A 25,451-nucleotide genomic window follows, 5' to 3' on the forward strand; every position below is an offset into this window, starting at 1 on the left:
GAGCCTATCTGTACTGGAGATAGTAAATAAGTGATGTACCTGTTTAAAAATCTGTTTTCGAAACCTCTTTCTGTACCACTTTCTGTCACCTCAAATAATGGATTTCATCTTAGGCCCGTTGCACAATTTGCTACTTTAGCCAAATCATTTCCCTGTCAGATCACTGCCACCTTTCACAACAAAAGTGTCGACGCAAAAGGTGTCAACACTTTACTTTCACTCTCTTTAGAAAAAGGAGATACTTTTATTTTGGTTGCCAAAGGGGAAAAGGCAGAGGTAGCCCTTGAAAAACTTCAACTGCTTTTTGAAACACTGATGCAAGAGGATAAAGAGATCCAAAAAATAGAAAAGAGTGCATACAGTTATGAAGGTTCTGTCATAGAAGGAGAAATCATCTCTGAGGGCATTGCCATTGCTCCTACCTACACCTATCATACGACAAAGGTGCAGCATCAAAGTGAGATGGACTTTAGAACTGCTCTCTCTCAAAGTACCAAAGAACTCGAAACACTCTATCGCAACAAAGAAGATGATGAAAATTCTGCTATCTACCTTGCACAAAAAGAACTTCTGATCTCACTAGGCACACACTGTCAAACTTTGACAGAACTTGAAGAGAAAGTTGAAGAAGAATCCAGAAAACTTGTAGGGACAAAACTTGATACTAAAACAAGTGATTATCAAGATATACTTCAACGTGTCAAAAAACATTTGGGGTTAGAAATAAAAGTCACTTTTCCAGATACCCCCTTTATATTGCTATGTAATGACCTGCTTCCCAGCGAGATAGACCAACTGCAGCAGACAAAGGTGGAAGGCGTGATCTTAAAAGAGACTTCTATGAACTCCCATACGGCTATCTTGCTTCGTGCTTCTGGTATCTGTTCTCTTATTGCAGATACCCAAAACCTTGTCGAAAATGAGACTGTCATACTCGATACATACTCCGGCGTGATCATTCAAGACCCAAGTGCCCACGATCTGCAAAAAGCTAGAGAACGTTTAAGCAAAGAGAGTGTACAAAAAGCGCTCTCTGCCAAAAAACGTTTTGAACCGGCAACCACACAAAATGGTAGACATATCAAGGTATTTGCCAACGCTGCCGACATTAACACAGCCAAAGCAGCAAAAGAAGAAGGAGCGGAAGGCATAGGTCTTTTACGTTCAGAATTTTTATTTAAGGATGTCAAACCCTCTTTGGGAAAACAGCAAAATGCCTACAAAGAGATCTTTGAACTGTTTGATGATATCACAGTACGTACACTGGATGTAGGCGGGGACAAAGCCCTGCCTTATATACAGATACCTACGGAGGACAACCCTTTTTTAGGTATACGCGGTGTACGTCTATTCCATACGCATCCTGAACTCTTGGAAGAACAACTACTTGCGATTTTTCTGGCTGCAGAAAATAAACGTGTAAAGATCATGTTCCCGATGATCAGCTCTGTGGAAGAATTTAAACAAACAAAATCCTTTGCGCAAAGCGTAGCTCAAAAACACAAGCTTGATATTTCACACCTTCATTTTGGTATCATGATAGAAGTACCATCGGTACTTTTCTTACTGGAATCATTTAATGATGTCGTAGATTTCTACTCTATCGGTACCAATGACCTTATACAGTACCTTTTTGCCATAGAAAGAACACATCCTCTTCTCAAAGCGGATGCACTCTCTCCCGCAGTATTTTCTGCTATTGAGATCATTCTTCATAAAGCAACTAAACCTGTAAGTATCTGCGGTGAACTGGCTGCAGATAAAAATGCCATACCCAAACTTTTAGATCTAGGCATGGAAACGCTCAGTGTTTCTCCCAAAAGTATCGCCCAAACAAAAGAGGAAATAAGATATGTTTAATTTACTTCAACGCATTGGTAAAGCACTGATGACCCCTATCGCAGTACTTCCGGTTGCTGCGCTTCTGCTTCGTTTAGGTTTTGGTGATATCTTTGATGGTCAAGTCGCCCTGATCATGAAAAGTGCCGGGGATGCGATCTTTTCTCATCTTGACCTGCTTTTTGGTATAGGTATCGCCTACGGACTGGCTAAAAATAATGATGGTGCAGCCGCACTAGCAGGTGCTATAGGTGTACTCATCGCTAAAGCCGTCTATCTCAGTATAGACAAAGAGGTCAATATGGGTGTCTTTGTGGGTATCATCATGGGTGTCATTGCCGGGACATTGTATAATCGTTATCATAGCATTAAACTCCCTGAGTTTTTAGGCTTCTTTGGAGGAAAACGCTTTGTTCCTATTCTGACTGCTGTGACTGCCATAGGGGTTGGTGTAGTTGCCGGCTATTTCTGGCATTTTGCGCAAAATGGTATAGACATGTTTTCAAATGCTATCATAGGATTAAAAGAGACAGGTACATTCATCTACGGTACACTGAACCGTCTGCTCATTCCTTTAGGATTGCACCATATACTCAACTCAGTGTTTTGGTTCCAGCTGGGGGAATACACTTATCTCAAAGAGGGTGTGGAAGTAGTGGCGAACGGAGATTTGCATCGTTTCTTTGCCGGTGATGAGACTGCAGGTGTCTATATGTCAGGTTTTTATGTCATCATGATGTTCGGTCTGCCTGCAATGGCCTATGCGATCTATCTGAATACCCCAAAAGACTCTCGTCAAAAAGTCGGTGCCATTCTGGCTGGTGTTGCATTTACCTCATTTCTTACAGGGATTACAGAACCTTTGGAGTTTCTCTTTTTGTTTGTCGCACCTCTTCTCTTTGTTTTACACGCCCTCCTTACCGGTCTGGCCCTTGCTGTAGCACAGATGCTGGATATTCATGCAGGATTCGGGTTTTCGGCAGGCTTCATAGATTATGTGATCAACTACAAACTTGCTACCAATCCTCTGCTTATCCTCCCATTGGGGGCAGTATTCTCTCTTATTTATTTTGTCAGTTCCTACTACATGATCAAACTCTTTAAACTCAATATATTTGAAGAGATGATAGATGAAAAAACAGTCGAATCAGATGAGGAAGCAAAAGCGTTTATTGAAGCCTTGGGAGGGGAAGAAAATATTATTCATACCGATGCCTGCATCACTAGGTTGCGCATGCAAGTACACGATAGTTCTCTGCTTACGGACGATGCATTTATACGTTTAGGTGCAAAAGGGGTCATTCGTCCAGATAGACGCAGTATCCAAGTAGTATTGGGGACGAAAGCAGAGAGTGTCGCAGAGAAGATAAAGGCATTCTTACAAAAGGTCTAACTATTTGTTAAGATTGCATTAGCCATATATTAACTTATAAACATTATACTTATAGCAAAAACCCTCAGGATATAGTAATGCGTACAGTTGTCTTGTTTTTATTCTTTCTAATACTGAGCGGCTGTTCTTTGAACACCCTATTTGTTCCAGGGGAGATCAATAAAGTCACTGTTGTAAAGTGTTCATCCTACATGAAACACCACCGGGCATACTTTACAAGAACAGAATTAGAAATGATCAAAGAGGATCAGAAATACCTCTATCTTTATCATGAAAAAGAGAAAGACCTAGGCCTGCTTCTTCATCGTAAAAACCAATATATACTCTACAATCTCTCCAAACCAAAACAACCCGAACTCATACTTCATGCAGGCCCAAAAACAACCTATAGCTATGTAGTAAGAAGTTTTAAACGCAAGGGATTTACCCCCATAACATCTTTAGATACAGTGGGGGCTATTGTATCTATAGCACCGAGACGATACAAAGGGGTAAAAACACTTTTAGTTGAATTTCAGGACTATTCACCTCTCCAAGAGCTATACAGACAGGCCATCAGGACCTACAATGCAAATAGAGTCAAAAACATTCAAACAAAATTACCAAAGCACTTCGTATATGATTATTATAGACGCTACGAAAATCGGGCTAAAACACAAACACAGTTAGATCAACTACAGATCATCGCGCAAAAGCTGCAGATCAAAACACAAGAAGAGATCTACACTTACTATTTGAATGAGGCATCGCTTGATGCGCTGTCTGCCTATATCGTACAGAAAGATACAAGAGCCTCACTCACCTATCGTCAATACAAGATGTTAAAAAGAAGAAAAAAATCCTTACAAGAAGAAAAACTCTTCAATGAAGGATCACTGGAAGATCTCATTGCTGCATACAAAATAAATAAAAACCCAAAATACAAAAAACGTATCATGTCGCTTATGAAAGACCAACAAGAAAATCAATAGGCTGAATATCACTATGTAGCAGCAATAACTCGTGAAAGATTTAATTCGATCTGTGTCCCCTCATTCTGTTTACTTTGTATATGAACGGGAATTGTTAATTCATCACAAAGTTTTTTCACAATATGCAACCCTATCCCTATCCCTCTGTCTTGTTCTTTATAATATCTATCAAACACTTTTGAAGGATGTTTGATACCCTTACCCGTGTCTTGTATCGTTAAATTACTCCCTTGCAATACAATATTCACCTCACCATTTTCAATATTATATTTGCCTGCATTGCTTAAGAGGTTATCCACAATACGGGTAAATGCATCTTTATTTGTCACTAACGTCATTTTATCTATATCCATGTTATATGTCACGTCAGGGTAGAGTACTTCAAAATAGTGTATACGGCTGTGTACCAACTCCTTTAACGAAAACCTTTCTGATTGTGCAGGGACCCCTTTAAGAAAAATACGCAGATTTTCCTGCAAAGAGAGTATACTTTGAATGTTATTTTCAAGTCTCTGTATTTTTTGATTATCCCCTATCTCTCTTTTAAAGAGTTTTAAGTTGATAAGCATAGAACTGATAGGTGTATTAAAATCATGGAGGATATCTTTGACAAATTCTTCATTAAGACGAAGCGCTTTTTGCAACGGCATAAGCGAATAGATGGAGAAAAGAAGAGAGACAAATGCAGCAAAAATGGAGAAGAACCCAAACTTTCTATACAGTTTATTCGCTAACTTTTCCACCCTCAACAGATAATTTTCTTTTGAATACATGACTTTCATCAAATACTTATCTGATGTCGGCACCTTGAAATAACTATAAAAACCACCATCCTGATAGAGTATATTTTCCTCTTTCGTTTCATCCTTATCCACAAAGTCTGTAGTAAGACCTTCGCACTGCAGGGTAAAGGCACATAGTTTCATCTCTATGTGGATTTTATCTTCTATCTCTACTTTTTTAATTTGATATTCATTCCAAAAATTAATCGCCAGTAATACTTCTAATAGTACCAGGAATATCAAAAAACTTTTGAGAAATGACTCCCGTTCATACCTTTTCAATCATATACCCCTTCCCACGTATATTCTTGATCTCTATGCCCAATTTGTTCTTTAATTTTGCAAGATTTACGCGCAACGCATTTGCTGTAGGCTGTTCTAAAAAGTCCATCAGTGTATAACTGTCTACAATTTTATTTTGTGCTGTGATAAGTGCATGAAAAATATTTTGCTGTACATCTCCCAATCCTATCGTCTGTTCTCCTTTTTTTAACACTCTTGTCACCGGATTATAAACAATATCATTCAGATAAAGCAGTTCATCATCATTTTGATATTTTCGTTTAATGCGTATCAGTAGTTCTTCGGGATCAAAAGGTTTTTTGATATAGTCTTCCGCCCCTATGGCAAAACCTTTGGAAATAGAATTGATGTCTGTAAGGGCTGTGATGTAAATAGCGGGTGTTTCATCTCCTGCCTCTTTCAGTGCTGAGAGCACATCAAAACCATCGACTTCAGGTACATTCACATCTAAAATGTACAGGTCATACTTATGGGTAAAGGTGAGGTCAAATACTTCAGGTCCACGATGTGCCACATCTACCTTATAACCTTCAAGTTCCAAGAACTCTTTTAGGCTATCACATAAAATCTGGTCATCTTCAAGTAGTAGTATTCTCATAATATTAAAGTATACAACAGTAATATTAAGAAAATATTATAAGAGATTATTTCTTTTTTTTAGGCATTTTGAGCACAATGACAAATGCGACCAAGATCAAACCATAGATTACATAATAATAAATATTGTCACTGACTGGCATTAGTTGACCTCCATGATGATATCTTGGCTTTTGACGATATTCAACCGTTTGTCGATACTTTTCACATCACTTTCATCAGAAATGATCACAGGGGTAATGACATCCTTGGCATGTTCACGAATGTACGATAGGTCAGCACGAATTACCGGATCTCCCGCTTTGACCTCATCGCCTTCATTTGCAAGACGTTCAAAACCTTTTCCCTCAAGTGCCACAGTCTCTAAACCAATGTGAACCATCACCTCTAGATCTTTTGAACTCTTAATACTATATGCATGGTTTGTAGAAAATATTTTTGTGATCTTTCCATCTATAGGTGCTGTAAACACATCTGACATAGGGATGATCGCTACACCATCGCCTACAAGTTTTTGTGAAAACACGTCATCCTTCACACTTTCAAGTGCTACGACCTGTCCATCTACAGGTGACTTGATCTCTCTTACTTTGCGTTTTAAAAATCCGAACATCTATTTACCTTCTATACTTTACTTCACCATTCAATATGGTTGATATGATACTAAAATTTTCATCAAAGATGACTATATCCGCATCATACCCTGCTTGTAGTTCACCTTTAGGAATCCCCAGTTTACGTGCAGGTATTTTTGTCACAGCATTGACAATCTCAGGAAGAGTCATAGATGTATGTACTCTCATATTTGACAATGCATCATTCATCTTCAGTACAGAACCTGCAAGCGTACCGTTTTCTAATACTGCCTTGCCTTCATCTACCTCAACACTTCTGCCACCCAAATCATAGGTTCCGCATTTCATACATCCTGCCCGCATAGCGTCAGTGATAAGTATAAGCTTCTCTTTTTTGACTTTCTGTACCAGTTCAAGCGTAGTCGGGTGTGTATGCACAAGATCTGCGATAATATCACAAGTCACATCAGCGTCAAAGACTGCACCTACGATGCCAGGTTTTCTATGATGATAAGGGTTCATGGCATTAAAGAGATGGGTTGCATGTGAGATACCCCAGACAAAACTCTCTTGACTCTCTTCGTAACTTGCATCAGAATGCCCAATACTCAAAATGACATGAGGATACTCTTTTGTCAATCGTTTTACAAAATCTTCTGCACCCGCTATTTCAGGTGCCAGTGTGATCATTTTTACTTCGTTTAAATAGTTTTCTATCAGTGCCATATTCGGGGATTGGACATAAGCTTTATCTTGTGCACCGTGTTTATCTGCATTGATAAAAGGACCTTCAAGATGAATGCCAAGCACATTCGCACCACTGACCTTCTCCGCATGCAGTTGTATATTTTGTAAAGCCTTGTCAATAGCCCCACTTGACATGGTCATTGTCGTGGCCAAAAAAGAAGTGGTCCCTGTTTGAAGAAGCGTTGAAGAGATCGTCTCCAAAGCATCAGGTGTGGCATCCATCACATCTGCACCGCCACTGCCATGTATATGCAGATCAATAAACCCTGCACTGACGTAAGCACCTTTGGCATCGATCGTTTCAATATCTGTAAGATCACTCTCCTTTACGATATTGACAATCTTATGATCAAATAAAAGTACTTTATCTTCAATGATCTTATCATCACTAAATATCTTTGCATTGAGGATAGCTTTCATTTTGTTCTTTTACCTCACCTTATTTTGTTGTACCCTGATCACACATCAGTCCTAAGACTTACTTTGAGTGTTCTTTTAAGTACTTTACCCGTAGCATTTTTAGGGAGTTCTTGAATGACATGTATTTGTTTGGGTATTTTATAATTTGCAAGGTGTTCTCTCAGATATTTTTTCAAATCTGCTTCATCAAGTGTCTCTACACCCTCTTCAAGTTCTATATAAGCAACAGGAACTTCTCCGCTATTCTTATCATCTATGCCTATTACAGCTGAAGCACTTACCCCCTCGAACACATCTATCACTTCCTCTATTTCACGAGGATAAATATTGATACCTTTTGAAATAATGAGATCTTTTTTTCTATCAACGATAAACAAAAACCCGTCATCATCCATATACCCTACATCACCCGTAAGTAGCCACCCGTTAATGATCGTCTCATCGGTTGCAGTGGGATGATTCAAATAGCCTTTCATTACATTATCACCTTTTACGATAATATCTCCTATAGCTCCACGATGTACCTCATTCAACTCTTGATCTACGATCTTTATCTCATAGCCATAGAGTGCTGTACCTACAGATCCCGCTTTTTGTTTTTTTAATGTATTCATACTGACCGCAGGGCTTGCTTCGCTAAGTCCGTACCCTTCCAGTAATGTTGCCCGTTTAAATTTTTTTGCCATAGCATCAAGTGTTTTAGGCTGTAGTGCTGCTGCACCGGAAATAAATGCCCGTATGTTGTTGAACCACATAAAATACCATGGAAGTTTTGCTTTGGCTAATGCATTATAGACATCAGGAATACCAAAAAAGAGTGTCACCCGTTTTAACAGTGTCTGTTTAAAGATATTTGAAAAAGGCTGTATCGATTTGATGATCACGATACTCATGCCTACATATAGTGGAAGCATAACAGCGATCGTAAATGTAAAAGAGTGGAACATTGGAAGAAATACGATCCCTCTATCTCTAGGTGTCAACTTAATATGCTTCATACCAGAACTTGCGTTTGAAAAAATATTCTTATGGCTTAACATCGCCCCTTTAGGTTTGCCTGTTGTACCTGAAGTATAAATGATCACAGCTGTATCTTCCAATGCAGTATCGGTATGTGCTACAGATAACTCTGTGTTTAACGCTTCATCAAAAGAGTAATACTGCTCTCCCTGAGCGCTCTTGTCACCTTCCCATAGAACAAATTGACATAATGTACTTGCCTTACTGCTGTTGACAACCTTCTCATGGATAGCGGAGGCAATAAGTACTGAAGAGCCACTGTCTTCTAAAATATAGCTAAGTTCATCCTCTTTCAAAAATGTATTGATAGGTACAACCATAACCCCTAGTTTTGAAGCGGCAAAGATCGTATAGATGAACTCAGGAGAGTTTCGTAAAAAAAATGCGACTTTATCACCTTTTTTTACACCTTTGTTAGCAAGAAAAGCAGCCAGTTTATCTGCTGCTAGTAAAATATCTCCATAGGTAATCTTCTCATTATCCACAAAAAGCGCCACTTTTTTCTTACGCTTTTTTGCCTGAAAGGTGATAAGTTCATAAAAGTTATTAAACTTATAGTCCATCTTAATACTCGTACGCTATGCCGATAGTCGTCAAGAATGCCCCACCTTCATGAAATGTACCAAAACCATTGATAGTTCGTGATTCTTTACTATCATATAAGAATGCAGCACCCCATGAGAGGTCTTCTCTCTGCTGATACCGAAACCCCATAGAAAAGATCTTAGCGTCACTATCAGGGAGTTCAAATCCTATAGTGTTTTCAGGTACGGGTGTTTCATCGATTGCAAAACCCATCATCGCTGTGATCTTGTTATCCATTTTGATGGTTGCACCCACTCTAAAAGTATCCGTATCTTTCCAGTTCTTGGGTGCCTCAGGTAAAGGAACCCCTTCGAACTTTAAGGTCTCATACTGAGACCAATAGGTTCTTTCGTAAAGCAATTCCAGTGTAAATGTATCTTGCCACGTTTTAGAAATCGCCACATTAAGTGCTGCAGGCAAAGGCACAGATACACTGGCATCACCATCATATAACAAAGTATCTCCAGAGTAAAGTGTTGCCGTACCTTCTTCATCAAGGTCGATACTAGAGCGATAGGTTACAGCAAAATTCATCTCTGATGTCGGTTTATATGTCATAGCTAAATTATAGCCAAGCCCTACCGTATCACCCTCCATATCTGTCGTAGCTACTGCACTGTCATTTTTAATGACTCCTTCACTGTATACCAATCGGAGACCCCCTCCGATACTAAAATCATCCCTGATCCTATAAGATAGAGAAGGGTTAAACTCTACTACTTTAAGCGTAAACTCTTCGGCAAAAGCTTTTTGGAAAGGTGTCTCCCATCTTTTTGTTAATCCTCCGGGTACAGTTAAACTGACACCCCATCTAAAATTCCCCATCGCAGGAGCAATATAATGAAAATAGGGGATCAATATGTTTTCTACTTCTGATTCACCTGAATATTCAGGTGCACTGCTAAAGACATTTGATGGGAGATGTGCTAAAGTGATGCCACCCTCTACATAACTTTTACCTTCATCTATAAAAACCATATTTGCAGGGTTATAATATGCTGTATCAGCACCTGTCGTATGCGCTACATAAGCGGCTCCCAGTGCCATCGAGTTCAGTGATTGCTCCGGTATCTTGTATCCTCCCGCCATGACAACCGAACTTGCTATTGCACTGAGTGCCAACCCTTTTATCATTCTCCCCATCCTTTTTCCCCTCTATTTCAAATTTAATCTTCCATTAAAGCATACAGTGCACTGATCTCCTGTGCCCAGATCGACTCATCAATGGTTTCCAAGACAAGTGGTATATCATCCATACGCGAGTCATTCATAATGAAGTTAAAAGCGTCCCATCCGATCTCTCCCTGGCCTAGTGAATCATGTCGGTCAACTCTTGAACCTAACTTTGGTTTAGAGTCATTAATATGCATTCCCATCAAGTACTCTCTTCCTACTACTTTATCAAAACTGTTCCATGTTTCATCATAGGTTTCCCTGGTACGGATATCATATCCTGCCGTAAACATATGACAGGTATCAATACACACACCTACCCTGCTTTTATCTTCTACCTTATCTATGATATGTGCCAAATGCTCAAATTTATAACCAAGGTTAGATCCCTGTCCTGCTGTATTTTCTATGACCAGTTTGACATTGGAATCCTGTGTAGCTTCTATGGCTCTATTCAGTGAATCTGCTATAACATCCAAACATCCCAATTCGGCCTGCATAAGCTTATCCATATATTCTGGGTCTTTTTTAGGGATCTTTGTCAAATGAGAACCAGGGTGAAAGTTAAGTCTGTCAAGCCCTAAAATGCGACAACGTTCTAACTCATCTATAAAGGCGTCTCTTGATTTCTCAAGCTTTTCTACCTCAGGGTGTCCCAGATTTATGAGGTAAGAGTCATGCGGTAAAATGTGTTTTGGTAAGATACCGGATTTTTCAAGATTTTCATGAAATGCGTCTATTGTTTTTGTTTCTAAAGGTTTTGCTACCCACTGTCTTTGATTTTTCGTAAAAAGTGCAAATGCTTTAGCCCCTATAGCCATAGCATTAAGTGGCGCATTATCTACACCTCCGCTTGCACTTACATGTGCTCCGACAAATTTTGTCATTTTCTAACCTTAGTATTGTTTTTTGACTTGTATAAGTATAGAGTTGATTGTATCATGGAAAATAATCTGCTTGTTTAAAACCGTGTACTCGATATTATATTTGTCTTTTTTTATAATTCTTTGTGTAAACCCGTCACCCATTTTTTCTAACCCAGTACTAGAAAATATCGGTCTCCCTCTAAATATATTTTCCAGTATACTCTCTGGGTACAGTCCACTTAAGACTTCTTTGTTGAAAGCACTTTTACCCATACATTCTAACACACTCATGCACACTGAGGTCTCAGATATTTCTAGAGAGATGAGTGCCTGTCCACTACCGTAAATCTCTATTTTCATCTCTTCTTCATTCTCATAAATGAACCCCATATCTGCATACTTGAAGGTAGGTGTTTTAAACAGGATGTATGCAGAATTTTGTTTCACATACTCTTTAGAGGCGCATGCACTCAAAAGAAAACCCATTATAAAAATCAAAACAGTTCTTTTAAAATTCATCTTTTTTTCCTTATTTTAGCCAAATTATACAGTATCTTAAGAGATTTTTAAGCACCCTATCTATATAATGCCATCCACAAGTTACAGATGGCCCCATCGTCTAGCGGTTAGGATCCATGGTTTTCATCCATGTTACAGGAGTTCGAGTCTCCTTGGGGTCACCATTTATAACTTGTAACCTTTTCAATATTTGTGGCCCCATCGTCTAGCGGTTAGGATCCATGGTTTTCATCCATGTTACAGGAGTTCGAGTCTCCTTGGGGTCACCAATTACTTCATTTATTTACCACAAAATTTATTTTATAAAAACTCTGATATAATACTAATAAAAATGGACCTTTAAATGTTTCGTCTACTTATTATCACTACACTATTGATATTACCTCTACAAAGTATCGCCTCTGTCTCTTATACTGTCCGTATTGCGGCATATCATAATGTTGATTCCCTGAAACAAGAGTTAAAAAAACTCCCTCCTGCACTGAGAAGAACCGTTGAAGTAGAAAAAAAAGGGGACCTACATATTGCTTCTTCTATCCAGACAGAAGACAAAACAACACTACAAAGACTTTTACCCTCTTACCAAAAAACCTTTCCTGATGCCTTTATATTCAAAGTATTAAAAAACAGAGGAAAATAGAACGAAAGTCAAAAAAGAACTCCCTAAAATCATACGCTACTATTTTGAGTTGGATAAAGAAAAAGCATATGTTGCTTCTTTGAAATAGTCAGAGGATTTTAGCTCCTCTGTATGTTCAGCTTCCAAGAAGCGTTTTTCAAATGCATCATCTTGCAAAGGTCCTGAAAAATAATAACCCTGTAAAATATCGCATTTTTGATCAACAATAAACTTGCGCTGTTCCTCATTCTCAATCCCTTCTGCAACAATTTTTAAATTGAGGTTTTTAGCTATAGTAAAGATCGTTTCAATGAAACATTTGTCTTCATTATCTTCAAGATGATGTAATTCAGAGATGAAAGACTTGTCTATCTTGATTTCATTGATAGGCAACTGTCGAAGATAACTTAAAGAGGAATATCCTGTTCCAAAATCATCCATTGAAAAACGAATACCGTAATTTTGAAGGATCCTCATGTTTTCGATCAGTTTTGTTATATCATCCGCAACGGAAGTCTCTGTAATTTCAAAGACTATTTTTGATCGTTGTTCCTTTGTAAGATAGATGTCACAAAGCTGTTTCACATCGTGAATAAAATTATAATGAAAAAGTTGTCGCATACTGACGTTAATAGACATCTGTTGTAACGCAATACCCTTCTCTTCCCACTTTTTAAATGTGAGAAAAGCTTCTTCTAATATATAATATCCCAACTCTATAATGAATCCCGTTTTTTCAGAGATCGGTATAAATTCAGTAGGACTGACCTCTCCTAATGTTTCGTTGTCCCAACGTGAAAGGACTTCGCAACCGATTATTTCATTCTCAGGATTATACTGTGGCTGGTAGGTCAATGATATTTCGTTATTTTGAAGTGAGAAATGTAATAAACGTTCTATTTCAAGTTTCCATTCGACATCTTTTGAAAGTGTATCATTGAAGAAGATAATGCCGTTTCTTCCTTTTCCTTTAGCCTCATACATGGCGATATCTGCTTCTTTGATGAAGGTGCTGGCTTCCATTTTGGGATCACTGATAATACTCACACCGATACTGGCACTAATATATAAAGAGTGCTCTTCTATATGGTAGCTTTCTCTGATCAATGCCAGTAACTTCTCCGCAAACTGTGATGCATGATGAAAACACTCTTTCTCCGTAGCATAGGAAGTACTGAGAATACAAAACTCATCTCCGCCAAGACGGGATACAAAATTTTGATGCTCTTTACAAAGAGTGAGCATACGCTTGGCTACTTGACAGAGTAACACATCCCCAATATCATGGCCTAAAGTATCATTAATGGTCTTAAAATGATCAAGATCGATCAATATCAAATAGATATGTTTATGGTCCTGTTTTTGGCTTTTCATAGCATCATTGAGAAGTTCGATAAAATAGCGTCTATTTCCAAGTAAAGTTAAAGGGTCATGATAGGCCTGGTACTGACTTTTGATCAGATAATTAAAAGTATTGTGTGCAGCATATAACAAAACACCACTTAGAACAATCGTAAAAAAAGCCAATAGATAGCTGTAGAACTCACCGACCAAGATAAAATACATAGTCAAAGGCAGCATAAGTGTGCCCAAAGTAAACACAGCCAGCTTTTTCTGTGAAGCCAAAATGGTTGCAGAGACAACAGCGCAACCCAATTGGGTTGCAATGGCCACATAATGTAACTCTATATCACTGCGTGATGTATATATCAGGAACATCACTGTCCAAATAGAGAAATAGCTAAATAAAAAATACCTCAGTTGCCCAAGCCACTTTTCTTTTTGCTGTATATTAAGATCATTATCAGCAAAGGTTCTATGTAATCGATATCCCCAAAAAGAGAGTAACACTACAAGAGAAAACCATAAAAATTCAGGAAGCAAAGAAGAAGAATAGAGCCATCCTATATAAAGATACCCCATTCCAGTGCCGGCAAATAATGTAATCACTACAAGTATCTGTTTCTGCATAAAATCATAGAAGTTCATATTGTCGAGCATGTCATACCTTAAAATAGTTCTTAAGAAAATAGTTGTACTGTTTGTGTGACCTGGCGATCTTTTATTGACTGTATATATAGTATATCCAAGACCCATGGCTTTCTGGCCCCGTCTCACGACAGGTGTAGCATTTTACGAAAAGTATCTTGCATTATAAATCATTTATATTAAATAAATATGTATAATTTTAAAAAATAATTAATTATATTTAAATATGTTACTTTTGTAGTGTTAAAAACGATACAACCAATAATTATAGAATCTATTTTAGCATATTTATCTATGTTCTCTATGTTCTAAAAGTGTCATGAATGATTTAAACGAAGTTTGGTGGAGCATAACGGGATCGAACCGATGACCTCTTCGCTGCCAGCGAAGCGCTCTCCCAGCTGAGCTAATGCCCCATTGATGTGAAAAATAAGATTCTAGCACAAGATAGATATAATTTACCTATCTTGTAGACTTTTTATGAACGTTCTGTTATTTCAAGCAGATGGTAACCAAATTGTGTTTTCACTGGACCATGCACGACACCTACCTCATCGTTGAACACCACTTTATCGAACTCCGGTACCATTTGACCTTGGCCAAATCTTCCCAGTTCTCCTCCTCTTGCTCCTGATGGACAAGTAGAGTTCTGCTTCGCTGCTTCTTCAAAGCTGATCTCACCTGCATTGATCTTTTCTTTGAGTTCCTTACAGAGTGCTTCATCGTTTACCAATATGTGTCTTGCTGATGCTGTTGCCATTGTACTTTCCTTACTGTTGATTTAATCTGCAACGTTTATATACTATTTTTCCTTGATGTCAAGTAAAAAATCATATCCCTGCTTCAAAAGCAACCAATTCGCCCTTTTTCAATCTGGGTATGATATCTGTTCTAATCTTACGTATGAGAAAACTCTTTTTTTCAAACGGTATCTGTTGTGAACTTGCGATACTTTTTAACTTCAGATCATAATGTTTTATGAGAAAATTACGCAGTACACTGTTGAGTTCTTCTTCATTCATGACTTCCAGACTGTCATCTACACTGATCCCTACCAAACCAGGATGTTCGGTCTCTCCATTGATGAGTGCTGTAAATAGTTCTGCATAACCACCCAACATATTGATATCCATCACACTGAGAACATTATCGATAAGATTAGGATTTTCAATGAGGGTCTTCAGTATGCTTAATTGTGCTACATCATCTCTTTTTTGCGTAAAACTTTCTCTGGCTCTGGCGACATTGGTCTCTTTACCAAAAAGGGAAGGGGCTACACCCACCAATGTCGCTGCCATAGGAATGTATGCATCTTTGATGATCTGGCTGAGCGTCTCAAGATACTGTTTCACGGCGCCAAAAGCGGCTTCTTTGGCTCTAGGATCATTTAAATTATATAGTGAAACGATCATCTCCAGCACAAAAGGGATCAACGGTTTAGCTTCACGAAGCAACTTCGCTACGGTTTCACTCTGGCCTTTGGCTATAAGGTCTGCAGGGTCTTGTCCATCAGGAAAGAGTACAACCCCGCCATCAAAACCTCCCACTGACAACATCTGAGCCGCTTTCAGTGCTGCTGATATACCTGCTTTGTCACCGTCATAGGCCAAGATCACTTTTGGATCTCCTTTACGCAGCAGAGGCAAATGTTCCGGTGTCAGTGCCGTTCCCATCCCTGCGACCGCTTCTTTAAAGCCTGCCTGATGGAACATCACGACATCCAAATACCCTTCACAAACAATGATCTTTTTGTTCTTATAGATGCTCTCTTTTGCCAAGTGATACCCATAAAGGAGTCTCGACTTATTAAACAGTTTTGTTTGGGGAGAATTGATGTACTTTGCAGGATGGTTCGTAATGGTCCTGCCGCCAAAACCTACCAAAGAACCGCTTGTAGAATAGATAGGAAAAGTGATCCTTTCCACCAAACGTGCATAATAGCCATTACCACTTTCATTTTGTGCGATGATCCCTGCTTCTGCTGCCTTGGGCAAAGGGAGTAAAGCCCTTTGCAGAAACTGCATCACTTCTTGTCCGCTTGGCACATAGCCTATCTCAAACGTTTCGATGGAATTTTGGGATATGCCTCTGTCAAGGAGATACTTCATCGCTGTTTCATTATGATTAAGATTTTTCACATACCACTGACCTACGGCCTCAAGTACACGTTTTGCATCAGAATAATCCGAACTTCCTTTGGTATAGGTCAACGAAAAGTTATTCATAGAAGCAAGCTTTTCTATCGCTTCAGGGTAGGAAAGTTTTTCTAACTCCATCACAAATTTAATGCTGTCTCCCCCTACGCCACAACCAAAACAGTGATATATCTGTTTACTTGGACTGACAACAAAAGAAGGGGTTTTTTCTCCATGAAAAGGACAGTTCGCTTTGTAGTTTGCTCCGGCTTTACGTAACTCTATAAAGCTACCTATCACATCTACAATGTCAATACTGTTTTTTAAAGATTCTATCGAGGCATTATCTATCATTCTAAAATTATATCTAATTAGATATAATTTAAGGACGTAAACAGAGTAAAGCGCATGTAACAGGTTATTTTAACCTTTTCCCCATTGCTTTGTATCTTTTAAGGATTATTTTGGAACATATATTACCTGCGTATAATGACCCTCTTTTCAGCATTATGCTTATTGTTGTGATCTCTCTTATCATTGCACTCGTTACCTATGGATGGGGACTGCATAAGCAGCAAAAAGAAGAAGGGAACCTACTTAAGTTCTTAGAAAAATTTGACACTGCCGAATGTGCTTTGGAAACAGCGGACATGCCTTTCGAACCTCATATGCTTAAACCACTTACCATTCTGGCAAAAGCATTTGAAAATGCCGGAGAGTACCACAAAGCCATTAGTATTTATCTGTTCCTTATTAAAAATATTACCCATGACCCAGGGAAAATAGAGCTGATGGAACGTCTGGGGAGCACCTATCTTCATGCAGGATTTCTGGAACGATCCCAGTCCATTTACACAGAAGTTTTACGCAAGAAACCTCGTAATGTCCAAGCCCTTTATGAACTGGGGATCGTATATGAGATCATGCAAAAATATGATAAAGCCAAAGAGGTCTTAGGGCCTCTGAATATGTTAGGAGAAGAGACAAGGTCACTTGAAAAATTCCTGGATTTTTCAGAACTCCTTGCAAATAAAACCTTATCCATACCTGATAAAGTACAGAAACTCAAACAGATATTAAAAGAAGAACCAAGTCTCTATAGACACATCATCAAAGCGCTTTTACAGCTTGATACCAAAAGTGCCTGGGAGAGCATTGATCCTGAACGTATCAAAGAGCTTCTTGACATCCTTTGGTTCTTACCGAATTCACAACTCGATTTGGATATAATCACGTCAAATAAACAGTTGCAAACACTTTACTATGCGAAAGGTTATCTGCAAGAACCTGCAACCCAAAGTGGTATTTTTAGTATAGATATGTTAGCAACAGCAAAACAAAATGGCTTTGAAGAGGGAGATTTGGTTTTCTCTTATCTCTGTCAAAAATGTAAACAGAGTTTCCCTGTTTCTTTCAAACGCTGTCCAAATTGTATGGCGATAAATTCTGTTAAAGTTGAGGAAAAAATTGCAAAATCAAGTCCGAAAACAGATTACTCTTTACTCTGATGGTTCTAGTCTGGGAAATCCTGGCCCTGGTGGCTATGGAGGCATCTTGGAATTTAAGGGGGCCCGTAAAGAGTACTTTGGCGGAGATTCCCATACCACCAACAACCGAATGGAACTTCGAGGGGTGATAGAGGGGCTAAAGCTTCTTAAAGAACCTTGTGATGTAGAGATCATCTCTGACAGTTCTTATGTGGTCAAAGCCATCAATGAATGGTTAGAAGGCTGGGTGCGCAAGAACTTTTCCAAGGTAAAGAATGTAGACTTATGGAAAGAGTATATTGAAGTATCGAGTCCTCACAATGTACGTGGCACATGGGTCAGAGGACACAATGGTCATCCGGAAAATGAACGTTGCGATGAACTGGCCCGTAACGAAGCAGAAAGAATAAAATTAACACTATAGGAGAAATTTATGAATGATTACAGTCAACTGGAAGCACGACTGAACTATACATTTAAAAACAAGCAATTGATTATTGAGGCTTTGACACATAAAAGTTACAAAAAGCCTTACAATAATGAGCGGCTTGAATTTTTGGGAGATGCCGTACTGGACCTCATTGTAGGAGAGTATCTTTTCAGCAAGTTCCCCAATTCAAATGAAGGGATACTTTCAAAGATCCGTGCTTCACTTGTCAATGAAAGCGGTTTTACACTTTTAGCAAGGAAACTGGACCTTGGTTCCTATATCTACCTTTCATTGGCAGAAGAGAACAACAATGGTCGCAACAAACCCTCATTACTTTCTAATGCCTTTGAAGCGATCATCGGGGCTATTTACCTTGAAGCCGGTTTAACTACGGCCAAAGAGATATCTATCAAACTCTTAGAAGAGTGTCATCCAAAAATAGACCTTGACTCTCTCTCAAAAGATTACAAAACTGCTTTACAGGAACTCACACAGGCAACCCACGGAGTCACACCCAACTATACGCTTTTGGACTCTTCGGGTCCAGACCATAAAAAAGAGTTTGTCATTGCAGTGACACTCGATGACAAGACCATTGCGACAGCAAAAGGTAAAAGTAAAAAAGAGGCACAACAAAAAGCAGCCGAACTTGCATTAAAGGAATTAAAAGCATGAATACCTTTGGAAAAAAACTCACCCTCACGACGTTTGGCGAATCTCACGGTAAGGCCCTTGGCTGCATACTTGACGGTGTACCTGCCGGGCTGAAGATAGATGAGGCATTTATACAAAGTGAACTGGACAGAAGAAAACCCGGTAAATCCAAATTGGAGACAGGGCGTAAAGAAGCAGATAAAGTGGATATCCTTTCTGGTACATTTGAAGGTGTGAGTACAGGTACCCCTATCGCTATGATCATCTTCAACACCAATCAAAAATCCAAAGATTATGAGAATGTCAAAGACCTCTTCCGTCCCGGACATGCAGACTTTACCTACTTTCACAAATATGGGTTAAGAGATTACCGTGGCGGTGGAAGAAGTTCGGCCAGAGAAACTGCTGCACGTGTGGCAGGCGGTGCCATCGCGAAACTGATGCTTAAAGAGTTGGGTGTTTCTATACAGAGCGGTCTCTGTGAAGTCGATGGTATCAAAGGATCTGTACAGGATTTTGAATATGCAAAAAGTTCCAAGATGTACGCCCTTGACCCTGCACAAGAAGCGGCACAGGAAGCTGCGATCCTCGCAGCGAAAGAGAACCATGACTCTGTAGGCGGTGTGGTACTTACGACTGCCACAGGTGTACCCATAGGACTGGGTGAGCCACTCTACTACAAACTCGATGCCATACTTGCAGAAGCCATGATGGGTATCAATGCAGCCAAAGCAGTAGAGATAGGAGATGGTGTTGCCAGTACCCACCTAAAAGGGAGTGAGAATAATGACGAAATTACCTTGGACGGTTTTACTTCCAACCACTCAGGCGGTATGCTCGGAGGTATCTCCAATGGGGATACGATCGTTGTGAAGACACACTTCAAACCGACACCCTCTATCTTTCAAGAGCAACAGACCATCACAACGCATGATGAAGAGGTCAAATGTAACCTCAAAGGAAGACATGACCCTTGTGTGGCTATTAGAGGTGCTGTGGTATGTGAAGCCATGATGGCACTGACACTCGCTGATATGACCCTGTTGAATATGGGCAAAAAGATGGACCACCTCACTGCTATTTACAAAGAGTATTAATGGGCCGGAAAAAATTAGGTTTTGGATTACTTGTACTGATCATTGTTACCGTACTCTATTATTTTAATCATACGGAAAACGTTCAAAACCTAAACACATTACAAAAAGCTCTCAATCTGCAGCTCACGGATATACAAACAAATGGATTTACCGTCTCGGACAGACAGATTAAAAAAGATACTGAACACTTTGTGATCCAAATCAATGATCCCCAAAAAGCTGCTCTGTTTTTAGCTCAAAAGGGGATTCGGCTTACTGTTGAAGAAACAAAAGAGCTCAAAGGTATACAGATAGGTACTGATGTGACATACTTAAAAGATATGATCGCTTTGGAAGTATATCCGCTTACCCTGCCAACCTATTTATCTACAGCCTTCACTACTGAAAATGACAAAAAAGTCTTAGCACAGCTCAAAGATATGATCAAGAAAAAAATATTCCTTATGCATGTCGATATCGTCCATAGTACTACTACCTTCAAAGGGTATGTGAAAGATATTAACGAACGAATAGAAGGAGAGAAAGAAGTTAAACTCATACTCCAGGGACTGCACTTTTCAGGAGATATCAAAAAAGAAAAAATCGTTAAATATATGCAGAGATTTGAGACACTTCACCTCTATATGAGTGATGCGCTAAACAGAACGATCTCCGGGTATCAAAGCCATTATGAACTTACAGGAACAACGGCTTATGATTATATGACAGACTACAGCATAAAGAAAATAGAGATCGATGAGGAAGCTGAAGGTACCCTCCTTGCAGATACAATGGTTCTACACTCAACATCCACTGTAAAAGATGGTCTGGCTACAGAAACGCTCAAAGCAAAGATAAAAAATCTTGAACTCCTCTTTGAAAAAGAAAAATTTGCGATGCATACATTACACATGGATATGAATATAAGTAACATTGATGTAGATACGTCGGAGAAACTACAAAAAACAGATCCAAATAAAGAAAAAGAGTTAGGTGCACAGTTAGAGGCACTCGCTTCAAATAAGATGCATCTTGCAATCCCCATGCTTTCTGTTAAGAAAGTCACACTTCATGGGAAAGAGATGTATGGATTTACCCTGAAGGCTACATTGCAACTAGATGAATCTTTGGATATTTACCGTTTAGGCATGAAACCAAAACATGTCCTACAACAAATAGATGGGGATTTACACCTATCCTTTTCGAACGAGATGCTTACTATGCTCAAAGAAGATCCAGAATTCATGATAGGATATATGATGTATAGACCGAAAAGATCAGAGGGTCAAAGGATCTATCATATCAACATTATGGATGGTTCCGTCAAGATAAACGGCAAACTTTTAGAATTTTAATACCGGGTCATCCAAACCTTTCACTCTAAACGTTTTACGATGCATTTCACACCGGTCATATTTGAGTAAAGCCTCAATGTGGGCTTTGGTCCCGTACCCTTTATGTTTCTCAAAGCCGTATTCTGGATATTTTTTTGCCATCTCTATCATCTCTCTGTCATGCGTGACTTTCGCCAAGATACTAGCGGCACTCACTTCAGCTACTTTCGTATCTGCTTTGACCATCGTGCTAATATTTTCAACACCGAAAGTGCTGTTTCCGTCAAAAAGATACTCAACACCAGACAAATGCTTCTGTATACTTTGTAAACCTGCCTGTAAACATTGAGAGATACCCATTTCATCGACCTCTTTGGCTGAAAAAGAGACGATGTGATACGCTGAATTTTCGATCACCATCGGATAAAGTGCTTCACGCTTTTTCTCTGTCAGCTTCTTTGAATCCATCAACCCCTCAATAGGTTTTTTCAACACCACCCCCGCTATCACCAATGAACCAGCCAAAGGACCACGGCCTGCTTCATCTATGCCGCATAATGGTTTACTGTGCATCATTTAAAAGAGTCAAAAACTCTTTCCCGTAACGTTCAAATTTCACTTCCCCAATTCCGTGTACTTCCAGCATGGCTTCTTTATCTTGCGGGACCTTCATACTCAAGTCTTTTAAAGTCTTGTCTGAAAAAACGATATAAGGAGGAATACCTTTTTCCGAAGCGATCTGTGTACGTAAGTCACGAAGCCTATCATACACTTCTACATTATAATCATCAAAATAGGTTACTTTCTTTTTCGTCGCCGCTTTTTGTACAGTCAGCCTCTCTTTTTTGAGTTCAATCTGATGTGCACCTTTGATCACTTCTATACCAAAAGCTGTCAACCGATAGACTTTGAATTCACCTATCTCCACCGCATTCAATTCCAACAACTTGTCACCTATTGTCAACCATTGCGATTTACTGTACTCATCTCCTATACCATAGACAGAAAGCGTATCATGCCCATTTTGCAGTACTCTCTGCTCTTTACTCCCTTTCAATACATCTATCACGTAATGTAAACCAAAATTCTGATCCGTACGTAAGATAGTCGAGAGCAACATACGTGCAGCTGTGGTAATGTCTATCTTTTCACTTTCAGGTGCCGTACAGTTGTCACATTTGTCTCCACACGTTTCCATGCGGTCATCAAAATAAGCAGCAATACTCTGATGCCTGCAATTCTCAGAATTGGCAAAACGGACCATACTGTCAAGCTTGTTGAATGCGTGTTGTTTGTAAGGTGTCTCCGGCAGGTCTTCTATAAACATTTTTTGCTGCACGATATCCTGCGCCGAAAAGAGCAAGAGTGTCTCAGAGGCTAATCCATCTCTACCAGCGCGTCCTATCTCCTGATAATAGTTTTCCAATGTCTTTGGCATGGTCATATGTACCACAAAACGGATGTTACTCTTGTCTATCCCCATACCAAAAGCAATGGTCGCAACCACTATCTGTACCCTGTCGGCCACAAAATCGGCATACGTACGGTTCTTTTCTTCAGTAGGAAGTCCAGCATGATACGCTTTGGCTTCGATACCTTTGCTTTGCAAAAAGTGTGCTACCGCTTCTGTAGACTTTCTTGAAAGTGTATAGATGATACCAGACTCATCTGTATGAAGCTTCAAAAACTCCATCAACTGTGCCCGACCATCTTTGATACGGTGTCTTGCATTAATGGTCAAATTGTCACGGAAGAGTGACCCTCTCACACGTTTAGGATCCTGTAATCCCAGATTGCTGGCGATGTCACTCTCAACTGCATGTGTTGCGGTTGCAGTAAATGCTGCTATAGGTGTGGTTGCAAACTGCTCTTTGAGTAAAGAGAGACGTCTATAATTTTCTCTGAATTCATGCCCCCATTCACTCACACAGTGTGCTTCATCGATCACAAAAAAGTTGATGGGAAGTTGATGGAGCAAGTTGAGGAAATAGGCATTGGTAAGACGTTCGGGTGCGACATAAAGCAGTTTTATCTCACCGGCTCTCAGACGTGCTTCTATCTTTTGACTCTCCTCAAGATTCTGCATAGAAGAGAGCATCTCTGCAGCAATGCCATTTTCCTTAAGAGCGACTACCTGGTCATGCATCAGTGCCAACAAAGGAGAGACCACCACAGTAATGCCTTCCATCAGAAGTGTAGGAAGCTGGTAACAGAGTGATTTCCCGCCACCCGTAGGAAGGATCATCAAGACATCCTGCTTTGCCAAAATAGCATCCACTACCTCTTCCTGCAAAGGTCTAAACGCGCTGTGTCCGAAATAGTGTTCAAGGGTTTCTAATTTATTCATACTGGAAGTGTAGCGTGTCTAAGGTCAAAGAGAGGAAAAACATGTCAAATTGTCATGTTTTTATAAAAAATGTTACCATTCAAATTGTGCCGTGACCGAAGGGAGGAAATGCCCTTTGGGTACATGTTTTTAAGAGAACTTATACCCTACTCCCCATACTGGATGGAAATAATTCTGCTCATTGTTGGGATCGATTTTATTTTTAAGCCGGTTAATAGCAACATTTACCGCATTGTCATTGACCCCTTCTCCATCAGATCCCCATACCTCATCACGAAGGAGATCTCTTGTCAGTGCTTTATCTATATTTTTCATAAAGGTATGCAGCAAATTAAACTCAAGGTTGGTAAGAGGGACAATCTGTCCGCCAATAGTAAGATCTTTTTTTTCCAGATCTATCGTAAGTGATTTATACTTGATACATTGCTGTTTTTGAAGAGCACCGGAACGCTTAAGTAGTGCTTTGACTCTTAGTGTCAGTTCTTTAGGCGAAAAAGGTTTACTCATATAGTCATCACCGCCTGCCTCAAATCCCTCTTCAAGTTCAGACTCTTTATCTTTGGCAGAAAGGAATATCACAGGAATATCATAACCTATTTCTCTAAGATAGGCTACAAAATGACTCCCCTCCATTCCAGGAAGATTACGGTCAACAAGCATAAGAGAAGGGGTTTCCTCTTCTAAAAACTGCTCTACATTTTCTGTAGAAAGAAAGCCGGTCACAGTATACCCCTCTTTACTCAAATGATACTCTATAAGTTCTAAGATATCTTCTTCATCTTCGATAATAACTATTTCTATATTTTCATTTTGCATGCATGTATTATAACATACACTGCATAGTTTCTATTTAGAGTTTTCCGCCCATGCGTGCAAATATCACACGCTGTGACACACTTTCTAAACGGTCTATGATCTTAAGGTTTTTACGTATGTATTTCAAAAGGTTAAAATATTCTTCTGCAAACCCATCCGCACTACCTATTTGTTGTATGACATCTTTTTCAAGCAGCGTATAGATATCATCTGTTTTACTGTATTCCACATCTATTCTCGCAGCTAATGCCTTTATGTGGTCATTATCATCAAACGTTTGCAACATTTCAACCGTATAGTCAAAAGAGTTAAGTGTACAACGGTTAATTCTTAATGAATCTTGGATCAGTTGTATCATCTTTTCATTTTTTTCCAGGAGCATACTTTGCATATTTTTAAGATAATTATTGATATTTGCATGAATACGGTTCAGAGCTGAAGTAATTTTAAGATAAGAGACCAGTTCTCTTAGATCTCTTGCTTCGGGTGTATATTTTGCAAAGATCAGTACGATATCATTGTCTATTTTCTCTGTCTCTTGACTAATATCTTTCAGTCTGCTTCTCGCTTCATCCAACTTCACTGCATCTGTAGCCTGAAGTGCTTCAAGTCCCTCTTTATTTGCTGTTGCAAGCCCTTCTAGTACACTAAGCACATCAGCTCTTACAGAAAGTCTTGCCTCTTGATATCCTGGTAACATATTTTATCCTTTATCCAAATCTTTTTTCTTTTTGCTCACTTCTACTCCAACAGACTGATACAGGAAATCACTAA

24 protein-coding genes, 3 tRNA genes and 1 riboswitch are annotated in these 25,451 nt (G+C 39.2%); of the genes, 11 read left to right on the top strand and 16 right to left on the bottom strand.

Features of this window, described 5'->3' with window-relative positions:
* The first annotated feature begins 33 nt into the window (after positions 1-33).
* From LDM93_RS07900 to LDM93_RS07910, 3 genes are all read left to right on the top strand, one after another.
* A complete protein-coding gene (locus LDM93_RS07900; protein ID WP_223892058.1) occupies positions 34-1,860 on the top strand; it encodes a putative PEP-binding protein in 1,827 nt (608 codons plus the stop codon).
* Positions 1,853-3,232: a PTS transporter subunit EIIC gene (locus LDM93_RS07905; protein ID WP_223891829.1), complete on the top strand. Its 1,380-nt coding sequence runs from the start codon at positions 1,853-1,855 to the stop codon at positions 3,230-3,232. Before LDM93_RS07900 ends, LDM93_RS07905 begins: the two co-directional genes overlap by 8 nt.
* Before the next feature lie 77 nt (positions 3,233-3,309).
* Entirely contained in the window at positions 3,310-4,203 is an 894-nt protein-coding gene (locus tag LDM93_RS07910; RefSeq protein ID WP_223891830.1) for a hypothetical protein, read from the top strand.
* Between the two features lie 11 nt (positions 4,204-4,214).
* Here the strand turns inward: LDM93_RS07910 and LDM93_RS07915 are convergent, their stop codons facing one another.
* The 8 genes from LDM93_RS07915 to LDM93_RS07950 all read right to left on the bottom strand — a co-directional run bounded on the left by LDM93_RS07915 (position 4,215) and on the right by LDM93_RS07950 (position 11,790).
* Positions 4,215-5,267, bottom strand: coding sequence for a HAMP domain-containing sensor histidine kinase (locus LDM93_RS07915; RefSeq protein WP_223891831.1), 1,053 nt, complete (start codon positions 5,265-5,267; stop codon positions 4,215-4,217).
* Positions 5,254-5,886: a response regulator transcription factor gene (locus LDM93_RS07920; protein ID WP_223891833.1), complete on the bottom strand. Its 633-nt coding sequence runs from the start codon at positions 5,884-5,886 to the stop codon at positions 5,254-5,256. The genes LDM93_RS07915 and LDM93_RS07920 overlap by 14 nt, the downstream gene beginning before the upstream one ends.
* Positions 5,887-6,027: 141 nt before the next feature.
* Entirely contained in the window at positions 6,028-6,498 is a 471-nt protein-coding gene (locus LDM93_RS07925; protein ID WP_223891834.1) for a PTS glucose transporter subunit IIA, read from the bottom strand.
* Positions 6,499-6,502: 4 nt separating this feature from the next.
* Positions 6,503-7,627, bottom strand: a complete 1,125-nt coding sequence (gene nagA / locus LDM93_RS07930; protein WP_223891835.1) for an N-acetylglucosamine-6-phosphate deacetylase — start codon at positions 7,625-7,627, stop codon at positions 6,503-6,505.
* A gap of 38 nt (positions 7,628-7,665) precedes the next feature.
* Positions 7,666-9,210, bottom strand: coding sequence for a long-chain-fatty-acid--CoA ligase (locus LDM93_RS07935; protein WP_223891836.1), 1,545 nt, complete (start codon positions 9,208-9,210; stop codon positions 7,666-7,668).
* A 1-nt stretch (position 9,211) separates the two neighbouring features.
* Entirely contained in the window at positions 9,212-10,366 is a 1,155-nt protein-coding gene (locus tag LDM93_RS07940) for an OmpP1/FadL family transporter (RefSeq protein WP_223891837.1), read from the bottom strand.
* A gap of 32 nt (positions 10,367-10,398) precedes the next feature.
* Entirely contained in the window at positions 10,399-11,292 is an 894-nt protein-coding gene (nfo, locus tag LDM93_RS07945; RefSeq protein WP_223891838.1) for a deoxyribonuclease IV, read from the bottom strand.
* Between the two features lie 9 nt (positions 11,293-11,301).
* The gene (locus LDM93_RS07950) at positions 11,302-11,790 is read right to left on the bottom strand and encodes a hypothetical protein (RefSeq protein WP_223891839.1); all 489 of its coding nucleotides are present in this window, start codon (positions 11,788-11,790) and stop codon (positions 11,302-11,304) included.
* 89 nt (positions 11,791-11,879) lie between these two features.
* Here LDM93_RS07950 and LDM93_RS07955 point away from each other — a divergent pair.
* The 3 genes from LDM93_RS07955 to LDM93_RS07965 all read left to right on the top strand — a co-directional run bounded on the left by LDM93_RS07955 (position 11,880) and on the right by LDM93_RS07965 (position 12,430).
* Positions 11,880-11,954 (top strand) — tRNA-Glu (locus LDM93_RS07955).
* A gap of 30 nt (positions 11,955-11,984) precedes the next feature.
* Positions 11,985-12,059 (top strand) — tRNA-Glu (locus tag LDM93_RS07960).
* 74 nt (positions 12,060-12,133) lie between these two features.
* Positions 12,134-12,430 carry a hypothetical protein gene (locus LDM93_RS07965; RefSeq protein ID WP_223891841.1) on the top strand — a complete coding sequence of 99 codons (297 nt, stop codon included), beginning with the start codon at positions 12,134-12,136 and terminating at the stop codon, positions 12,428-12,430.
* Positions 12,431-12,469: 39 nt separating this feature from the next.
* On the opposite strand, the gene LDM93_RS07970 is transcribed toward LDM93_RS07965, so the two are convergent.
* The 4 genes from LDM93_RS07970 to dnaG form a co-directional block, all read right to left on the bottom strand.
* Positions 12,470-14,410, bottom strand: a complete 1,941-nt coding sequence (locus LDM93_RS07970) for a bifunctional diguanylate cyclase/phosphodiesterase (RefSeq protein WP_223891843.1) — start codon at positions 14,408-14,410, stop codon at positions 12,470-12,472.
* A 41-nt stretch (positions 14,411-14,451) separates the two neighbouring features.
* A riboswitch (cyclic di-GMP riboswitch) is annotated at positions 14,452-14,549 on the bottom strand.
* Between the two features lie 189 nt (positions 14,550-14,738).
* Positions 14,739-14,814, bottom strand: a tRNA-Ala gene (locus LDM93_RS07975).
* Between the two features lie 62 nt (positions 14,815-14,876).
* Positions 14,877-15,158: a peptidylprolyl isomerase gene (locus tag LDM93_RS07980; protein WP_223891845.1), complete on the bottom strand. Its 282-nt coding sequence runs from the start codon at positions 15,156-15,158 to the stop codon at positions 14,877-14,879.
* A gap of 70 nt (positions 15,159-15,228) precedes the next feature.
* The gene (gene dnaG / locus LDM93_RS07985) at positions 15,229-16,887 is read right to left on the bottom strand and encodes a DNA primase (RefSeq protein ID WP_223891848.1); all 1,659 of its coding nucleotides are present in this window, start codon (positions 16,885-16,887) and stop codon (positions 15,229-15,231) included.
* 110 nt (positions 16,888-16,997) lie between these two features.
* Here dnaG and LDM93_RS07990 point away from each other — a divergent pair, with 110 nt between their 5' ends.
* Genes LDM93_RS07990 through LDM93_RS08010 form a run of 5 tightly spaced genes read left to right on the top strand, consistent with a single transcriptional unit; the run spans position 16,998 to position 21,535 of the window.
* Positions 16,998-18,041, top strand: a complete 1,044-nt coding sequence (locus LDM93_RS07990) for a lipopolysaccharide assembly protein LapB (RefSeq protein WP_223891850.1) — start codon at positions 16,998-17,000, stop codon at positions 18,039-18,041.
* Entirely contained in the window at positions 18,001-18,444 is a 444-nt protein-coding gene (gene rnhA / locus LDM93_RS07995) for a ribonuclease HI (protein ID WP_223891852.1), read from the top strand. Before LDM93_RS07990 ends, rnhA begins: the two co-directional genes overlap by 41 nt.
* 9 nt (positions 18,445-18,453) lie before the next feature.
* Positions 18,454-19,125: a ribonuclease III gene (gene rnc, locus LDM93_RS08000; protein WP_223891854.1), complete on the top strand. Its 672-nt coding sequence runs from the start codon at positions 18,454-18,456 to the stop codon at positions 19,123-19,125.
* The gene (aroC, locus tag LDM93_RS08005; protein WP_223891856.1) at positions 19,122-20,201 is read left to right on the top strand and encodes a chorismate synthase; all 1,080 of its coding nucleotides are present in this window, start codon (positions 19,122-19,124) and stop codon (positions 20,199-20,201) included. Before rnc ends, aroC begins: the two co-directional genes overlap by 4 nt.
* Positions 20,201-21,535 (top strand): hypothetical protein, encoded by a 1,335-nt coding sequence (locus tag LDM93_RS08010; protein WP_223891861.1) that lies wholly within the window; start codon positions 20,201-20,203, stop codon positions 21,533-21,535. Before aroC ends, LDM93_RS08010 begins: the two co-directional genes overlap by 1 nt.
* On the opposite strand, the gene LDM93_RS08015 is transcribed toward LDM93_RS08010, so the two are convergent.
* The 4 genes from LDM93_RS08015 to LDM93_RS08030 all read right to left on the bottom strand — a co-directional run bounded on the left by LDM93_RS08015 (position 21,524) and on the right by LDM93_RS08030 (position 25,377).
* The gene (locus tag LDM93_RS08015; protein ID WP_223891862.1) at positions 21,524-22,090 is read right to left on the bottom strand and encodes a ribonuclease HII; all 567 of its coding nucleotides are present in this window, start codon (positions 22,088-22,090) and stop codon (positions 21,524-21,526) included. The two genes, LDM93_RS08010 and LDM93_RS08015, sit on opposite strands and share 12 nt — an antisense overlap.
* Positions 22,077-23,861 (bottom strand): DNA helicase RecQ, encoded by a 1,785-nt coding sequence (gene recQ, locus LDM93_RS08020; RefSeq protein ID WP_223891864.1) that lies wholly within the window; start codon positions 23,859-23,861, stop codon positions 22,077-22,079. The genes LDM93_RS08015 and recQ overlap by 14 nt, the downstream gene beginning before the upstream one ends.
* Before the next feature lie 129 nt (positions 23,862-23,990).
* The gene (locus tag LDM93_RS08025; protein WP_223891866.1) at positions 23,991-24,677 is read right to left on the bottom strand and encodes a response regulator transcription factor; all 687 of its coding nucleotides are present in this window, start codon (positions 24,675-24,677) and stop codon (positions 23,991-23,993) included.
* A gap of 34 nt (positions 24,678-24,711) precedes the next feature.
* Positions 24,712-25,377, bottom strand: coding sequence for a PhoU domain-containing protein (locus LDM93_RS08030; RefSeq protein ID WP_223891868.1), 666 nt, complete (start codon positions 25,375-25,377; stop codon positions 24,712-24,714).
* Between the last annotated feature and the right edge of the window lie 74 nt (positions 25,378-25,451).

Source organism: Sulfurovum sp. TSL6, from assembly GCF_019972115.1.
In the GTDB taxonomy this organism is placed as follows: domain Bacteria; phylum Campylobacterota; class Campylobacteria; order Campylobacterales; family Sulfurovaceae; genus Sulfurovum.

Bases quoted from the DNA above. Each gene is read 5' to 3' on its own strand.
- LDM93_RS07900 (WP_223892058.1), top strand. From the start codon at position 34: ATGTACCTGTTTAAAAATCTGTTTTCGAAACCTCTTTCTGTACCACTT.
- LDM93_RS07905 (WP_223891829.1), top strand. From the start codon at position 1,853: ATGTTTAATTTACTTCAACGCATTGGTAAAGCACTGATGACCCCTATC.
- LDM93_RS07910 (WP_223891830.1), top strand. From the start codon at position 3,310: ATGCGTACAGTTGTCTTGTTTTTATTCTTTCTAATACTGAGCGGCTGT.
- LDM93_RS07920 (WP_223891833.1), bottom strand. From the start codon at position 5,886: ATGAGAATACTACTACTTGAAGATGACCAGATTTTATGTGATAGCCTA.
- LDM93_RS07925 (WP_223891834.1), bottom strand. From the start codon at position 6,498: ATGTTCGGATTTTTAAAACGCAAAGTAAGAGAGATCAAGTCACCTGTA.
- nagA (WP_223891835.1), bottom strand. From the start codon at position 7,627: ATGAAAGCTATCCTCAATGCAAAGATATTTAGTGATGATAAGATCATT.
- LDM93_RS07935 (WP_223891836.1), bottom strand. From the start codon at position 9,210: ATGGACTATAAGTTTAATAACTTTTATGAACTTATCACCTTTCAGGCA.
- LDM93_RS07940 (WP_223891837.1), bottom strand. From the start codon at position 10,366: ATGATAAAAGGGTTGGCACTCAGTGCAATAGCAAGTTCGGTTGTCATG.
- nfo (WP_223891838.1), bottom strand. From the start codon at position 11,292: ATGACAAAATTTGTCGGAGCACATGTAAGTGCAAGCGGAGGTGTAGAT.
- LDM93_RS07950 (WP_223891839.1), bottom strand. From the start codon at position 11,790: ATGAATTTTAAAAGAACTGTTTTGATTTTTATAATGGGTTTTCTTTTG.
- LDM93_RS07965 (WP_223891841.1), top strand. From the start codon at position 12,134: ATGTTTCGTCTACTTATTATCACTACACTATTGATATTACCTCTACAA.
- LDM93_RS07970 (WP_223891843.1), bottom strand. From the start codon at position 14,410: ATGCTCGACAATATGAACTTCTATGATTTTATGCAGAAACAGATACTT.
- LDM93_RS07980 (WP_223891845.1), bottom strand. From the start codon at position 15,158: ATGGCAACAGCATCAGCAAGACACATATTGGTAAACGATGAAGCACTC.
- dnaG (WP_223891848.1), bottom strand. From the start codon at position 16,887: ATGATAGATAATGCCTCGATAGAATCTTTAAAAAACAGTATTGACATT.
- rnc (WP_223891854.1), top strand. From the start codon at position 18,454: ATGAATGATTACAGTCAACTGGAAGCACGACTGAACTATACATTTAAA.
- aroC (WP_223891856.1), top strand. From the start codon at position 19,122: ATGAATACCTTTGGAAAAAAACTCACCCTCACGACGTTTGGCGAATCT.
- LDM93_RS08010 (WP_223891861.1), top strand. From the start codon at position 20,201: ATGGGCCGGAAAAAATTAGGTTTTGGATTACTTGTACTGATCATTGTT.
- LDM93_RS08015 (WP_223891862.1), bottom strand. From the start codon at position 22,090: ATGATGCACAGTAAACCATTATGCGGCATAGATGAAGCAGGCCGTGGT.
- recQ (WP_223891864.1), bottom strand. From the start codon at position 23,861: ATGAATAAATTAGAAACCCTTGAACACTATTTCGGACACAGCGCGTTT.
- LDM93_RS08025 (WP_223891866.1), bottom strand. From the start codon at position 24,677: ATGCAAAATGAAAATATAGAAATAGTTATTATCGAAGATGAAGAAGAT.
- LDM93_RS08030 (WP_223891868.1), bottom strand. From the start codon at position 25,377: ATGTTACCAGGATATCAAGAGGCAAGACTTTCTGTAAGAGCTGATGTG.